This window comes from Aneurinibacillus sp. XH2, from assembly GCF_001439585.2.
Classification (GTDB): domain Bacteria; phylum Bacillota; class Bacilli; order Aneurinibacillales; family Aneurinibacillaceae; genus Aneurinibacillus; species Aneurinibacillus thermoaerophilus.
Genome location: NZ_CP014140.1, coordinates 1,445,308 through 1,459,888, shown reverse-complemented (window position 1 = coordinate 1,459,888; position 14,581 = coordinate 1,445,308). Strand labels below are relative to the sequence as shown.

Below are 14,581 nucleotides of genomic sequence, written 5' to 3'. Positions count from 1 at the left end.
TCATTCATATAAGAAAAGACTTAGTTTTAAAAATATAACCTGTTAGCTAAAGAACGGAAACTTGAAGCCCCCGCCTTTCTTCTTTGCTTTATCCGCCATTTTCGTAAATTGCTTCATCATTTTGCGCATATCTTCAAATTGTTTAATCAAGCGGTTCACTTCTTGAACGGTCGTGCCGCTGCCCTTGGCAATTCGCTTACGGCGACTTGAATTAATAATCTCTGGATGCCGCTTCTCTTCCGTTGTCATCGACCGGACGATCGCCTCTACCCGGTTCAACGCCCGCTCATCGATTTTCAAATCTTTCATGCCTTTCATTTTGTTCATTCCCGGCATTAAGCCCAACAATTCTTCAAGCGGTCCCATTTTGCGAACATGAGCCATCTGCTCCAGAAAATCCTCAAACGTAAATTCGGCATGGCGCATTTTGCGTTCAAGTTCTTTCGCTTTTGCTTCGTCCACTTCCATCTGCGCCTTCTCAATGAGTGTCAACACATCTCCCATACCGAGAATACGGCTGGCCATGCGATCCGGATGAAAGGGCTCAAGGGCATCCATTTTTTCTCCCATACCGACGAACTTAATCGGAGTGCCAGTAACGGCTTTAACGGAAAGAGCCGCGCCGCCTTTCGTATCGCCATCTAGCTTCGTTAACACCACACCGGTAATCGACAATTGATCGTTGAAGCTTTCCGCCACATTGACGGCATCCTGGCCGGTCATCGCGTCCACGACAAGCAAAATTTCATGCGGCTTCGTTATTTCTTTCATTTCCCGCAGTTCACCCATGAGCGCTTCGTCAATGTGCAGACGGCCCGCCGTATCGATCAGCACATAATCAAGATGCTGCTCTTTCGCATGCGCAATTGCGGCCTGTGCAATCTCCACCGGGCTTACCTGCTCACCCATGGAAAACACCGGGATGTTCAGTTGTTTGCCAAGCACCTCAAGCTGCTTAATCGCGGCCGGACGGTATATGTCGCAGGCGACAAGCAATGGGTTGCGATTCAGCTTGCCGCGCAGATAATTAGCTAATTTTCCGGTGGTCGTCGTTTTTCCCGCTCCCTGTAAACCGACCATCATCACAACGGTCGGTGGCCGATTCGCCACCGCGATTTTGCTCTGACCGCCGCCCATCAACTCGGTCAATTCATCGTTCACAACCTTAATGACCTGCTGGCCAGGCGTCAGACTCTTGAGCACTTCCTGACCTACGGCGCGCTCTTTGACACGGGCTACAAAATCTTTCACAACTTTGAAGTTAACGTCCGCTTCGAGCAGAGCCAAACGAACCTCGCGCATCGCTTTGGTTACGTCTTCTTCCGTCACTTTCCCTTTGCCACGAAGCTTGTCAAATGTGGCTTGCAGTCGGCTGGCTAAGCTTTCAAACGCCATGGTCCGCCTCCTAATCTATCTCCATTTCTAACGCGAGCAGCTGACGCGTAAGCTGAAGCGCCCGCGAATGTTGCCACGCTTTCTCCGACAATTCCCTCTCCAGCTCTTCAAGCAAGGCGCGCCGCCTCTCGTAACGAGCCAGAAGACCGAGCTTGCTCTCGTAATCTTCCATCGTCCTGGCGATCCGCTTCACCTGTTCGAACACCGCCTGGCGACTAATGTTCTCAAGCTCGGCAATCTCGCCAAGCGACAGATCTTCGCGGTAATACATATCAAAATATTTGCGCTGCCTTTCTTTCAAAAGCTTGCCGTAAAAGTCGTACAATAAATGCAGACGCGTAGTTTCCTCCAGCATGGGACCCGTCCCCCGTGTACGGAAATTCATGCGAATAAACACAAACTGTAAAGCCTGTATCCTTTACAGGAAATAATCATACAAAAGCTCGCTCTCTCTGTCAAGTATTTTCTCTTTACTCTTCTTCTTTTTCGTCAGCGATTTCTTTTTCGATGGATGTCGCGAACAGCGCGTGCACAAATTGCTCCGCGTCAAATGGCTGCAAGTCATCCATTTTCTCGCCCAGACCGACAAATTTCACGGGTACATTCAGCTCGTTACGAATCGCAACGACGATGCCGCCTTTTGCCGTACCATCCAATTTGGTAAGAACGATACCTGACAACTCAGCAGCCTGGCTAAATGCTTTCGCCTGACTCAAGGCATTTTGCCCGGTCGTAGCGTCGAGTACGAGCAGCGTTTCATGCGGAGCCCCCGGCACTTCGCGCTGAATCACGCGTTTAATTTTCGCAAGCTCTTCCATTAGATTCACCTTGTTCTGCAAGCGGCCTGCCGTGTCGCACAGCAGAACATCAGCTTCGCGGGCCCGTGCCGTGTGGATGCTGTCATAAATGACCGCGGCCGGATCGGAACCTTGCTGCTGCTTTACGACTTCTACACCAACGCGTTCCCCCCATACTTCAAGCTGGTCAATCGCTCCCGCCCGGAACGTGTCGCCCGCCGCTAGGAGCACTTTTTTGCCTCGGCTTTTAAACATATGCGCCATTTTACCGATAGTTGTCGTTTTCCCAACGCCGTTGACGCCAACAAATAAAATAATGTTCAATCGTCCATCTTCAACGTTTAAAGACGTATCCTCATCTTTGTCCTGCAACAAATTCACCAGTTTTTCCGACAGGATCGGCTGCAAATCGTGCGCATTTTCAATTTTCCGCTTGCGCGCCTCGCTTCGCAACTCATCCACAAGTTCCATAACCGTGCTGACGCCGACGTCAGCGGAAATTAAGATTTCTTCTAGTTCTTCATAGAATTCTTCATCAATCCGCTTGTAGCGACGTACGAGGTCTTCCAATTTTTCAAACGCGCTGCGCGTTTTCGTCAAACCTTCCTTAAACTTGTTTGTAATCGTCTCGGCCTGGCCGGAGATTTTTTCCTTCAGCTTTTTAAAAAAACTCATGGCGTGCTTCCTTTCTTCCTGTAATTTACGATACCATCGTCTCGTCTTCAAGACGAACGGATACGAGCTTAGATACGCCGGACTCCTGCATGGTAACACCGTATAGAACGTCAGCGCCTTCCATTGTGCCGCGCCGGTGAGTTACGACGATGAACTGCGTTTTTTCGCAAAACTCTCGCAAATACTGTGCAAAACGGGTTACGTTCGCTTCATCAAGCGCTGCTTCCACCTCATCCAGCACGCAAAATGGGACCGGCTTAACCCGCAAAATGGAAAACAGAAGCGCGATAGCTGTTAATGCTTTTTCTCCGCCGGACAAAAGCGCCAGATACTGCAACTTTTTACCCGGAGGTTGCGCCACAATCTCGATACCTGTCTCCAGCAGGTTGTCCGGATCTGACAGCTGTAGGTCTGCACGCCCGCCGCCGAACAGCTGCGTAAACACCAGTTGGAACTGTTCGCGGATCGCTTCGAACGTTTCTTTAAAACGGCGGGACATTTCCGCTTCAATATCGGCGATGACCTGATAAAGCGTCGCTTTCGCTTCGCTCAAATCGCGGTGCTGTAAAAGCAGGAACTCCTGCCGCTCGCGCAGCCGCTCATATTCTTGAATGGAGCCGAGATTGACCGTGCCAAGCGCAGCGATTTGCTGCTTAATGCTGTTCACAAGCTTGGCCGCTTCACCGACATCGTCTGGTAGCGGATATTTTGCCTTTGCCATTTCATAACTTAACTCATATTCTTCACGCAATTTTTGTAGCAGGTTATCAAGCTCCACGTCCATGCGTTCCACTTTTACTTCATGCTTATGCAAATTTTCTTCAATTTCTTTCAACTGGCGACGTTTTTCTTTGATTTCAGCTTCCTGCTCCGCAAGCTGTGCCTGCACTTCCTGACGTTTTTTTCGTTGCTCCTGAATGTGCATGCTGTATTGTTCTTTTTCCGTCCTTAAGGCGCGAATTTCCCGCTCCAGCCTTTCTTCTTCTTCGTCGCTAGTCGCGCTATCGGAATCAAGCAGCAATAGTGTCTTGGACGTCGCCTCTAATTCCGTGCTAACCTCTTTATACTCCTTTTCCAGCCGATTATATTCGGAAAGACGTGCCTCATACTGCTCCTTGCGGGTTGCAACCTGCACTTTCAATTCGGTAATGCGTGCGCTAAGCGTCTCCTTATTTGTCTCTTTTTCTTTTTTGTTACGTTCAGCCGCCTCAATTTCCTGCTGCTTTTCCTGCTCAGCGATCGCCATTTCCTCCAGCTCTTCTTCCAATACAGCGATACGATGTTTTGCCTGCTTATACTCTTTTTCCAGCAATGCCTGATCCTGCTGGAAAAACTCCCAACGTTCGGCAATGTTTTTCTCGGACGCTTCCAGTTCGCGCAGAAGGCCCTTTATTTCCTGTTCCCTTAAGCGCAGACGTTCGCCTTCAGCCCGTATCTGCTCTTGCTTTTGCATCCATGCTTCTTCGTCGGCTTTTGCCGCTTCGAGCCGGGCGTATAGCTCCTCGTTTATCCGCTTCTGACGGACGATTTCTTCCTCAAGTTGTTCAAGTTGGCGCTGGCGCCCCAGAAGATGATTTGACTTCTGCTGGATGGCGCCGCCGCTCATAGAACCACCCGGATTCACCACATCGCCTTCCAGCGTCACGACCCGGTAGCGGTACCCTAGCGTTCGGGCTACGGCATTCGCCTGTTCAAGCGTTTTTGTTACTACAACATTGCCGAGCAAATTATAAACAATATGTTCATAGCGTTCCGCGCAACTAACAAGCTCGGCCGCCACGCCGATCACGCCGTCCATTTCCATAACGCGGGTGCGCTCAGCAGCCGGAAGCTGGCGCGGCCGAATAACGTCAAGCGGAAGGAACGTGGCACGCCCGGCTCGTCTATTTTTTAAAAGCGCAATGGCTTGCCGTCCCACCGCCTCGTCCGTAACAACGACATGTTGCAGAGCGCCGCCGAGCGCGACTTCAATTGCGGTTTCGTACTGCTTATCCGTCGAGATCAGCTCCGCCACCGCGCCTTCAATCCCTTTGAACCCTTGCTGGCGCGCCTTTAGAATTTCTCTTACTCCCTGCATAAAACCGGAGAAATCGGCCTGCATCTCTTTCATCGTATCGCGCCGTGACAACAATGCATTCAATTTATGTTCACCTTCACGCAACGCTTCCAGCCAATGGGATTTTCTGTCGGTCCGTTCTTTTTGCGCGGCCGCCTCTTTTTTGAACGCTTCAATGCTTGCGGCAAGACGCGCGGAAATATCGGCCAGCTCCTGTTCAAGTTCCTCCCTGCGTGCATTCAAGCTTTCTTTCTGGTCAATTAGCTGCCGGTTGCTTGCCTCAAGCCGCTCCCATTTCTGCTTGTTCGCTTCAATCGACTGTTGCCAGTGGCGAATTTCGTTACGCATCGACGCCATTTGGTTCAAAATTTCAAAGTAATCGGCTTTCAGGCGTTCTACGTCCCCGTCGGAAAACGCGGCAAAATTCATATAGCGCCTCTGTTCAAGCGCAAGCTCTTTTTCAAGCGCCGTTACTTCTTTACCCGCCGCTTCCAGCTGCTGTTTCGCCACGGCGATTTGGTCGCGCAACGCATCCTGCTTTTCCGTTAAAGCAAAAGCCTTATTGCGCGCATCCTGCTTATTTTTGCTATAGTTGCGCAAACGTTCGCGCAGCACTTCCCTGACGCCCTCTTTTTTTTCAACTTCTTCTGTAACCATAAGCAGACGCTGCTGCAATTCTTCGAGCACTTGATCCTGCTCGCCCACAAATGCTCGTAAATCAGCGGTTTGGGCATCCATCCGATTGATGCTTGCAGCGCACTCAACCTGTTCACCCACAAGCTTATCAATGCGCGCTTTTGCTTCTTCCCACTCTGCATACAGCAAATCAAATTGCTTTACGTATAATCCGATTTCATGCTGGGCCAGCGTCTCCTTCAACGAAAGATAGGCGCGCGCTTTCTCCGCCTGTTTGGCGAGCGGCTGAATTTGCTCCTCGAGTTCTTTCATGATATCCTGCACGCGCACAAGATTTTGTTCAGTCTCATCAAGTTTTTTTACCGCCTCTTTTTTGCGTGCTTTGTATTTAACAATGCCAGCCGCTTCTTCAAAAAGCCCCCGCCTGTCTTCGGAGCGGGTGCTTAGTATTTCTTCGATTCTCCCCTGTCCGATAACAGAATACGCTTCCTTGCCCACACCGGTATCCATGAATAATTCCACGATGTCACGCAGACGGCAACTTTGCCGGTTAATATAGTACTCGCTTTCACCGGAGCGATATACTCTCCGCGTTACGGTAATCTCGGAAAAATCAATTTTAAGCTGCTGATCAGTATTGTCAAGCGTCAGCGATACTTCGCAGAAATTCAGCGGCTTGCGCGAATCGCTACCTGAAAAAATAATATCTTCCATTTTTGCCCCGCGCAGCGACTTAGCACTCTGCTCGCCAAGCACCCAGCGAATCGCGTCGGAAATATTGCTCTTGCCGCTGCCATTAGGCCCGACAACGGCCGTTATACCAGGTACAAACTCCAGCTCCGTACGATCGGCGAACGACTTGAATCCAGTAATTTCGAGGCGCTTTAGATACATAAATTCGCTCCTCATCCTCCCTTGCGCCGCACAAAAGCGCGAATGTATCCATCCTGTGCAGCTTTCTCTTTTCATCATGTATCACTGTCGTCACTCCGTGCAAAAAAGAGGAAAAAAGGTTGGAAGCAGAGCGGCCGCAAGCCAACATCTATCCAACCTCTTCTGCATCCCCATTCGTTTCCCTTTGTCTTCTAGCCGCCATGCTACAGTTCGCAAAAAGAGAGGCGCTGTTCGTGGTTTCCGCCTGTTCTCCAGCTGATTTGCCAGCGCGGACGATTCCTATCCAATACCAGCACAACCTGCTTTTCCTTTTTTTTCAGGCAAGATACAAAAGTGCGCCAGTTTCTCCCTTTGCGCCCGCGTAGCGCCGTCTCGTCCGCCGGGTGAACCGTAACTTCCACAGACGGCCCCATATCTGGCACGATCCTTTCCATCATTCGCTTCAGCAAACGGAAAAATAATTCCTCTTCAACTAGCTGGCGAAACGAAGGATGGAACGGACCGGCCAGCACGGTGCCTTCGCTGCGCAAATCATCCGAAGAATGAAGGCCCATACGGATAACAGGAATGCCAGCTCGAAGCAGCGGAGGCCACATTTCCGCCGTCCATTGCACCGCCTCTTCAAGCGAAAGCGGCTCATATTGGCGGGTAAGATACAGCCATTCCAGTTCCGTACCTGCAATAACCAAAGCTGGATAGATACGCACGAAATCCGGTTTGAGCTTTATAATCTCCTCTACTGTACGCACGCTTTTGGCAAGCGTATCTCCCGGAAGGCCCGGCAAAATTTGTAGGCCGAGCCGTATAGAGGGATATCGCCGAATGATGTCCACAGCTTTCGCTACTTGAGCAGCCGTATGCCCGCGTTTGGAGAGCGCAAGCACTTCGTCATCGAGCGACTGGCAACCTAGCTCGATGGTGGTCACTCCATAGGGAAGCAAATACTCCATAATATGAGGGGCAATATAATCTGGGCGCGTGGAAAGGCGAATACCATGAACGAGTCCCCTATCCACGTATTCTTTTGCTATCGTCAAAAGCATCGTTTGATAGCTTCGAGGCAATCCGGTAAAGCTGCCGCCAAAAAACGCAATTTCTGCGTTCTGTTCCGTGCTGACAGTTGACAGTTGTTGTTCAATCGACTGCCGCACCGCCTCTTCTGTCAGCCTGTTCTCCCGTTTCTGTCCGGTAATCCGCGACTGGTTGCAAAACACACAATCTTTCGGGCAACCTTGATGAGGGACGAACAATGCGATGTTCACATGCTGTTTCATACGTCTCATCTGCCCCTCTTATTCATTGCTTGACAGCAAGACGCTTCAGCGCCATCGCCGCCGCATGCTGCTCCGCTTCTTTTTTCGAACGACCCGTACCCTGGCCCAGTACAGTGCCGTTCAAGAGTACTTCAGACACAAATTCGCGGCTGTGTGCCGGGCCTCTCTCCTGTACGATACGATATTGAATTTCACCGAGACCATCGCGCTGTACAAACTCCTGGAGCTGGCTTTTGTAATCTGTGATACGGGTAAACTCACCTTTATTAACCCGCGGATAGACGTATTTTTCAAGGAAGCGGAACACCGCGTCAAGCCCCTGATCAAGATAAAGCGCACCGATAAACGCCTCAAATACATCCGCCAGGAGCGCTGGCCTGCATCTGCCTCCGGTCATCTCTTCGCCCTTGCCCAGCAAAATCATATCGCCAAATTTTAGCTGATTAGCAAACAACACAAGGGAAGGTTCACAAACGATAGCCGCCCGCAGCTTGGTCAATTCTCCTTCGGTCATTTTCGGAAAATGAGTATACAAAAATTGAGAAACGGTTAGTTCCAGCACCGCGTCACCGAGAAACTCCAAGCGTTCGTTATCCTGGAACAGTTTGCCACGGTGCTCGTTGACATATGAAGAATGGGTAAACGCCTGACGGAGCAGCTTTTCATTTTTAAAGCGCACCCCAATCTCTTTTTGCAAAGCTTCAAAGTCCACTCCTTATTCACCACCAAATGGGTATCAATCTACATACTTTTTAAAGACAATGGTCGCATTATGTCCTCCGAAGCCGAGCGAATTTGATATCACAACATTTACATCCATTTTTCTCGCTTCATTCGGCACGTAATCTAAATCGCACTCCGGGTCCGGTGTTTCATAGTTGATCGTCGGTGGTACAATCTGATCGCGCAACGTTAGTACGCTCGCTACCGCTTCGATGCCACCCGCTGCCCCAAGCAAATGACCTGTCATCGATTTCGTAGAACTGATCGCCACTTTGTATGCATAATCTCCTAGCGTTTTCTTAATCGCCATTGTTTCAAATTTATCATTGTAATCGGTAGAGGTGCCGTGCGCATTAATATAACTTACTTCTTCCGGCTTGAGCCCCGCGTCTTTGAGCGCCGCGATCATCGCCCGCACCGCACCTTCCCCTTCCGGAGCCGGTTGTGTTAAGTGGTACGCATCCGCGCTCATACCGTATCCGACGATTTCTGCAAGAATCGTCGCGCCGCGCTTTTTGGCGTGTTCAAGCGACTCAAGCACAATAACGCCCGCACCTTCGCCCATAACAAATCCGTCACGGTCTTTGTCAAACGGACGGCTTGCTTTCTGCGGTTCGTCGTTGCGAGTGGAAAGAGCTTTCATGTTAGAAAAGCCGGCCACTGCCAGCGGGCGAATCGGCGCTTCCGCGCCGCCGGTAATCATAACATCGGCGAATCCGCGCTCGATAATTTTGAATGCATCACCGATAGAGTGTGTTGCGCTGGCACATGCGGTAATGGCGGCGCTGTTTGGGCCTTTGGCGCCAAGGGTAATCGAGACTTGACCGGACGCCATGTTGGCGATCATCATCGGCACGAAAAACGGGCTGACACGGCGCGGGCCTTTCTCCATTAGAAGAGTACACTGTTCCTCTAAAGTAGCCAGTCCGCCAATGCCTGAGCCGATATATACCCCTATATTTTCAGCGTTTTCTTCTGTAATCTCAAGCCCCGCATCCTTCACAGCCATCTTCGCGGCGGCGATCGCAAACTGCACAAAGCGATCGGTACGCTTAATTTCTTTTTTGTCTATAAATTCTTCCGGATTGAAATCTTTTACTTCCGCCGCGATTTTAACGGGATATTCTGTCGTATCAAATGCGGTAATGTAATCAACGCCAGATTTGCCAGCCAAAAGCCCTTCCCAAAAAGCTTTTGCGTTATTGCCAAGCGGCGTTACCGCCCCTACTCCTGTTACTACTACGCGATTTTTCATCGTTTCACCTCAAGCTATAGAGATATCCTTATGTTTATATGTGCTGGCGATTTACGCTCTCGCTTTATTCTTACTTTATAATGAGGAGAAAGTCCCGCATGCACATACGGGACTTCTACCTGAAGCAGCAAAACCTACTACTTGTGGGACTCTATGTATTTAATTACATCCCCCACAGTTGTGATTTTTTCTGCATCTTCATCGGAGATTTCAAGGTCGAATTCATCTTCAAGCTCCATTACAAGTTCGACGACATCAAGAGAATCAGCGCCAAGGTCGTCTTTGAATGAAGCGTCTTCTTTAACTTCAGATTCATCAACACCGAGTCGGTCTACGATGATCTTTTTCACACGCTCAAACGTATCTGCCACAGCCTTCACCTCCTCTCAAAGCGGTGATCATTTGTTTATTATACGATTTCCTACATGTACATGCCACCATCAACATGGAAAACCTGACCGGTAATATAATCGGCTTTGTCGGACGCAATGAACGCCACAATGTGTGCGATATCTTCTGGCTTGCCAGGACGGCTAAGCGGAATTTGATGTAAGAGCGCTTGTTTCGCTTCATCGCCAAGCACTACGGTCATATCCGTATCAATGAAACCGGGAGCCACCGCGTTCACTGTAATATTACGGCTCGCAAGCTCCCTCGCCGCCGACTTAGTCATGCCAATTACCCCGGCTTTTGCGGCTACATAATTCGCCTGGCCGGCGTTGCCCATAACCCCCACAACGGATGAGATATTAATAATGCGCCCCGTCCGCGCTTTCATCATCGGTCGCGTTACCGCCTTCATGCAGTTAAACACACCTTTTAAATTGGTGGCAATCACTTCATCAAATTCCTCTTCCTTCATGCGCATCAAAAGATTATCGCGCGTGATGCCCGCGTTATTGACGAGAATGTCCAGCTTCCCCAGTTCGTCCAACGTCCGCTTCACCATCGCATCCACTTCGCCCGCATTAGCCACATTCGCCTTCACCACGATCGCCCGGCGGCCCAACTTCACGATTTCATCGGCCACTTCACGCGCCGCGGCTTCGTTTCCTGCATAATTGACGGCCACATCCGCCCCCTGACGCGCTAGTTCAAGCGCAATCGCACGACCAATGCCACGGGATGCACCTGTAACGAGCGCCACTTTTCCTTTCAGCATTCCTCTGGCCTCCTAATCTTTATGCCTGCAGTTCTGCAAGCGCTTTTTCAAGTGTCGTGATATCTTGAATGGCAAGTGTTTTTACTTTGCGATTCACTTTTTTCACCAATCCTGAAAGCACAGTGCCCGGGCCGAGTTCCACGAACAGCTCAACGCCTTCTTCAAGCATAAAATGTACGCTGTCTTCCCAGAGTACAGGCGATGCGACCTGCTGAATCAATGATTCTTTGATGTCCTCTTTCGTCCGCACCGGACGTGCGGACACGTTGGCGACAACGGGCACCGCTGCGTCTTGGATTGTATAATCATCAAGTTTGCGAGCAAGCTTTTCCGTCGCCGGCTCCATTAGCATGGAATGGAAGGGGCCGCTAACATTCAGCGGTATTATGCGCTTCGCTCCGCCTGCTTTTGCCGCTTCACCGGCTTTCGCTACGCCCTGCGCGCTGCCGGAGATTACAATTTGTCCTGGGCAATTTAAGTTAGCGAGCTGCACAGGCGCGCCTTCCTCTGTTATCTTCCGGCATACATCGGCGAGCATTTCGCGTTCCATGCCCATGACAGCCGCCATCGCGCCCTGACCTGCAGGAACAGCTTCTTCCATGTACTGACCACGCGCACGCACAATTTGCACTGCGTCAGCAAACGACAACGCACCTGCCGCTACAAGCGCCGAGTATTCCCCCAAGCTATGCCCGGCTACATAATCCGGCACAACGTTCAGTTTCTCTTCCAGCACGCGTAACACAGCTACGCTCGTGGTTAAAATAGCAGGTTGAGTATTGGTCGTCAAACGTAGCTTTTCTTCTGGCCCTTCAAAGCAAAGAGCGGAGAGGGAAAATCCAAGCGCCCGGTCTGCTTCATCAAATACGGCTTTTGCTGCACTTTCCTTTTCATACAGATCGACTCCCATGCCAACAAACTGAGAGCCCTGACCGGGAAAAATAAACGCCGTTTTACTCATGATTGAACCTCCTTTTTCTCGGTCGTACACCATTTCATAACGGAAGCTCCCCATGTTAAACCGCCGCCGAACCCTACAAGCACAAGGGTATCGCCTTCTTTGATCCGCCCTTCGCTGACCGCTTCATCCAATGCGACCGGGATGGAGGCCGACGACATGTTACCGTACCGGTTCAGGTTCACAACCACCTTGTCATAAGGCAAACCGAGACGCTTAACCGCCGAATCAATAATGCGAAGATTCGCCTGGTGCGGAACAAGAAAATCTACATCCTTTTTGGTAATGCCTGCTTTTTCAAGCACCTGATCTGACGCTGTATTCATCGCACGCACGGCGAATTTGAATACTTCGCTGCCAGCCATGTAAATGTAGTTCTCACGACTACCCGGCTTCACCTTTGGTACCGGAATGCGGGAGCCGCCCGCTTCCAGCTTCAGCAGCTCCGCACCACCGCCATCAGCTCCAAGTTCAAACGACAAAAATCCCATGCCGTCTTCCACCGGACCGAGCAGTGCCGCACCTGCGCCGTCGCCGAACAACACGCACGTATTGCGATCTGTCCAATCAACGATTTTCGACAGGTTTTCTACGCCAATAACAAGCGCGTAACGATATAGACCGTTGGCGATAAATTGGGCGGCAACCGATGTGCCATACAAAAAACCGGAACATGCTGCCGACAGATCAAACGCCGCCGCACGCTTCGCCCCCAATCGCTCCTGCACAAGGCAAGCCGTGGATGGAAAGAACATATCTGGCGTAATCGTCGCAACGATAATCAGATCAATCTCTTCAGGAGCAATGCCCGCCTTGTCAAGCGCCTGGCGAGCCGCCGCCACCGCCATATCGGAAGATGTCTCATCCTCCCGTGCGATGCGCCGTTCCTTAATTCCTGTCCGGGTGACAATCCATTCATCCGACGTATCTACCATTTTCTCTAGGTCCGCATTCGTTAATACCTTCTCCGGCAAATAACGGCCCGTGGCTAAAATGCCTGCAGACCGAACTGCTTTAAACATTGCCATCCCCGCTTTCCTCTTGAATTTCTCTCGCAATCAATCCGTTAATATCCTGTTCAATAAACTTCTTCGCCTGTCTTACCGCAATATGAATGGCGCGAGGGTTGGAGGAGCCGTGCGCTTTAATGCAAATCCCTTGCACGCCCATCAAAAGTGCTCCGCCATATTCTGAATAATCCATCTGTGCTTTCATCCGCCTGAGTCCTGGGCGAAGCATCATCGCGGCAAGCTGGCTGGTAATGGTACGCGTAAATTCTCCCCTCATGACCGACATCATCGTTTTGGCCGTGCCTTCCATCGTTTTCAGCAAGATATTGCCGGAAAAACCATCGCAAACGACAACATCGCATACGTGTTCCATAATGTCCCGCGCTTCCACATTGCCAATAAAATTCAGCGAACTTTCTTTCAACAAACCGTAAGTTTCTTTCGTTAAATCATTGCCTTTTTTCTCTTCGGTACCGACGTTAAGAAGTCCAATGCGTGGCCGTTCCACGCCCATTACTTTTTCCGCGTAAATGTTGCCCATAATCGCATATTGTAGCAAATGCTTCGGATGAGCATCCATGTTGGCTCCCGCGTCAAGAATCATCACGCCCGCAGAATCCACCGTCGGTACAATCGGACTGAGCGCCGGGCGATCAATCCCTTTAATACGTCCGGTAATAAGCAAAGCCGCTGTCATGAATGCGCCCGTATTTCCAGCGGAAATGATCACATCAGCTTCCTTATTCTTCACCATCGTTACGCCAACAACCATCGAAGAGTCACGCTTGCGACGTACCGCTTTCACTGGTTCCTCGTCAGCCGCAATCATTTCGCTGGCATGTCTAATTTCAATATTTTTTGGCGCCTGGGATAGCATCGGGGCAAGCCGTGCCTCATCACCCACAAGCACGATGCGGACGTCCGGCATTTCCCGTGCAGCCTGAATGGCACCTTCCACATTCGAGGTAGGAGCGAAATCTCCCCCCATCGCGTCTATTGCAATAATCATACATCCTCCTGTTTATGACTGGCCATAGCGTCAAAATCCCGCATGCGGAACACGCGAAACGTTCCACTAAATACAAGTTCATCCTGTACCCTCGTCTCAACTCGCACTTTGCTCTGATCACCTTTCGTCTCGCGTACGGTAGCTTTGGCGACCAGCTTCTCGCCAAGGCGAACAGGACGAATATAGCGAATACGTGCCGCGGCAGTTAAAACAACGTCCGCATCAATAACCGCGACAGCCAGTGAATTAGCTTGGGCAAAAATATGATGCCCACGAGCAATTTGTGTCCGAGAAAAAATATGTTCTTCTGTAATCTCCAGCAAAGAAATACCCGAGCGATCCAGCTCGATATGAATTAACTCTCCGACGACCTCCTCAATCGGAAGAGACTTTACTTCATCCAGTTTCTTTTTCGCCATGTTTTTGATCCGTTCCCGGACTTCCGGAATGCCAAGTTCCAGCCGGTCAAGCCGGATCGTCTGGATGCTCACGCCAAAATGTGCGGCAAGTTCTTCGTCCGTATAAAACGGACTTTCCGCAAGCAAGTTGTGCAGTGCCTCCTGGCGAACTTTTTTCGCAAGGCGAGCCATCTTGCTTCACCACCTAAGTCGCTCCACAATACTCAGCCGTTCTTATTACCAGCTACTAATAGCAGTATATAAAAAAACCGCTAAAATAACAACGTTCTTTTTATGATTTTTTCCACTTATTTTCGCGTGTGGATCATAAATTCCTGC

At 50.4% G+C, this 14,581-nt stretch carries 13 protein-coding genes; all 13 read right to left on the bottom strand.

All coding sequences use genetic code 11. From position 1 onward, the window contains the following. Positions 1 to 42: 42 nt before the first annotated feature. Positions 43 to 1,395 carry a signal recognition particle protein gene (ffh, locus tag ACH33_RS07105; protein WP_057898378.1) on the bottom strand — a complete coding sequence of 451 codons (1,353 nt, stop codon included), beginning with the start codon at positions 1,393 to 1,395 and terminating at the stop codon, positions 43 to 45. 10 nt (positions 1,396 to 1,405) lie between these two features. Next, positions 1,406 to 1,750 (bottom strand): YlxM family DNA-binding protein, encoded by a 345-nt coding sequence (gene ylxM / locus ACH33_RS07100; RefSeq protein WP_082705940.1) that lies wholly within the window; start codon positions 1,748 to 1,750, stop codon positions 1,406 to 1,408. 115 nt (positions 1,751 to 1,865) lie between these two features. Then, complete coding sequence (gene ftsY, locus ACH33_RS07095; RefSeq protein ID WP_057898377.1) at positions 1,866 to 2,867, bottom strand: signal recognition particle-docking protein FtsY; 1,002 nt, start codon at positions 2,865 to 2,867, stop codon at positions 1,866 to 1,868. A 25-nt stretch (positions 2,868 to 2,892) separates the two neighbouring features. Beyond that, positions 2,893 to 6,453, bottom strand: a complete 3,561-nt coding sequence (smc, locus tag ACH33_RS07090) for a chromosome segregation protein SMC (RefSeq protein WP_057898376.1) — start codon at positions 6,451 to 6,453, stop codon at positions 2,893 to 2,895. A gap of 203 nt (positions 6,454 to 6,656) precedes the next feature. After that, positions 6,657 to 7,736, bottom strand: a complete 1,080-nt coding sequence (locus ACH33_RS07085; RefSeq protein WP_057898375.1) for an elongator complex protein 3 — start codon at positions 7,734 to 7,736, stop codon at positions 6,657 to 6,659. Positions 7,737 to 7,749: 13 nt separating this feature from the next. Then, positions 7,750 to 8,439, bottom strand: a complete 690-nt coding sequence (gene rnc, locus ACH33_RS07080) for a ribonuclease III (RefSeq protein WP_057898374.1) — start codon at positions 8,437 to 8,439, stop codon at positions 7,750 to 7,752. 24 nt (positions 8,440 to 8,463) lie between these two features. Then, entirely contained in the window at positions 8,464 to 9,705 is a 1,242-nt protein-coding gene (gene fabF, locus ACH33_RS07075; RefSeq protein ID WP_057898373.1) for a beta-ketoacyl-ACP synthase II, read from the bottom strand. 137 nt (positions 9,706 to 9,842) lie between these two features. Continuing rightward, positions 9,843 to 10,076: an acyl carrier protein gene (locus ACH33_RS07070; protein WP_057898372.1), complete on the bottom strand. Its 234-nt coding sequence runs from the start codon at positions 10,074 to 10,076 to the stop codon at positions 9,843 to 9,845. A gap of 50 nt (positions 10,077 to 10,126) precedes the next feature. Next, entirely contained in the window at positions 10,127 to 10,867 is a 741-nt protein-coding gene (fabG, locus tag ACH33_RS07065; RefSeq protein ID WP_057898371.1) for a 3-oxoacyl-ACP reductase FabG, read from the bottom strand. A gap of 19 nt (positions 10,868 to 10,886) precedes the next feature. After that, complete coding sequence (gene fabD, locus ACH33_RS07060) at positions 10,887 to 11,828, bottom strand: ACP S-malonyltransferase (protein WP_057898370.1); 942 nt, start codon at positions 11,826 to 11,828, stop codon at positions 10,887 to 10,889. Then, positions 11,825 to 12,853 (bottom strand): beta-ketoacyl-ACP synthase III, encoded by a 1,029-nt coding sequence (locus ACH33_RS07055; protein WP_057898369.1) that lies wholly within the window; start codon positions 12,851 to 12,853, stop codon positions 11,825 to 11,827. Before ACH33_RS07055 ends, fabD begins: the two co-directional genes overlap by 4 nt. Beyond that, complete coding sequence (gene plsX, locus ACH33_RS07050) at positions 12,840 to 13,844, bottom strand: phosphate acyltransferase PlsX (RefSeq protein WP_057898368.1); 1,005 nt, start codon at positions 13,842 to 13,844, stop codon at positions 12,840 to 12,842. The genes ACH33_RS07055 and plsX overlap by 14 nt, the downstream gene beginning before the upstream one ends. Then, a complete protein-coding gene (gene fapR / locus ACH33_RS07045) occupies positions 13,841 to 14,434 on the bottom strand; it encodes a transcription factor FapR (protein ID WP_057898367.1) in 594 nt (197 codons plus the stop codon). Before fapR ends, plsX begins: the two co-directional genes overlap by 4 nt. Positions 14,435 to 14,581: the final 147 nt, after the last annotated feature.

What these genes read in the sequence shown, in the direction of transcription:
- smc (WP_057898376.1), bottom strand. Translation starts at nt 6,453, where the DNA reads ATGTATCTAAAGCGCCTCGAAATTACTGGATTCAAGTCGTTCGCCGAT.
- fapR (WP_057898367.1), bottom strand. Translation starts at nt 14,434, where the DNA reads ATGGCTCGCCTTGCGAAAAAAGTTCGCCAGGAGGCACTGCACAACTTG.
- ACH33_RS07055 (WP_057898369.1), bottom strand. Translation starts at nt 12,853, where the DNA reads ATGGCAATGTTTAAAGCAGTTCGGTCTGCAGGCATTTTAGCCACGGGC.
- plsX (WP_057898368.1), bottom strand. Translation starts at nt 13,844, where the DNA reads ATGATTATTGCAATAGACGCGATGGGGGGAGATTTCGCTCCTACCTCG.
- ftsY (WP_057898377.1), bottom strand. Translation starts at nt 2,867, where the DNA reads ATGAGTTTTTTTAAAAAGCTGAAGGAAAAAATCTCCGGCCAGGCCGAG.
- ffh (WP_057898378.1), bottom strand. Translation starts at nt 1,395, where the DNA reads ATGGCGTTTGAAAGCTTAGCCAGCCGACTGCAAGCCACATTTGACAAG.
- fabD (WP_057898370.1), bottom strand. Translation starts at nt 11,828, where the DNA reads ATGAGTAAAACGGCGTTTATTTTTCCCGGTCAGGGCTCTCAGTTTGTT.
- fabG (WP_057898371.1), bottom strand. Translation starts at nt 10,867, where the DNA reads ATGCTGAAAGGAAAAGTGGCGCTCGTTACAGGTGCATCCCGTGGCATT.
- ylxM (WP_082705940.1), bottom strand. Translation starts at nt 1,750, where the DNA reads ATGCTGGAGGAAACTACGCGTCTGCATTTATTGTACGACTTTTACGGC.
- fabF (WP_057898373.1), bottom strand. Translation starts at nt 9,705, where the DNA reads ATGAAAAATCGCGTAGTAGTAACAGGAGTAGGGGCGGTAACGCCGCTT.
- ACH33_RS07085 (WP_057898375.1), bottom strand. Translation starts at nt 7,736, where the DNA reads ATGAGACGTATGAAACAGCATGTGAACATCGCATTGTTCGTCCCTCAT.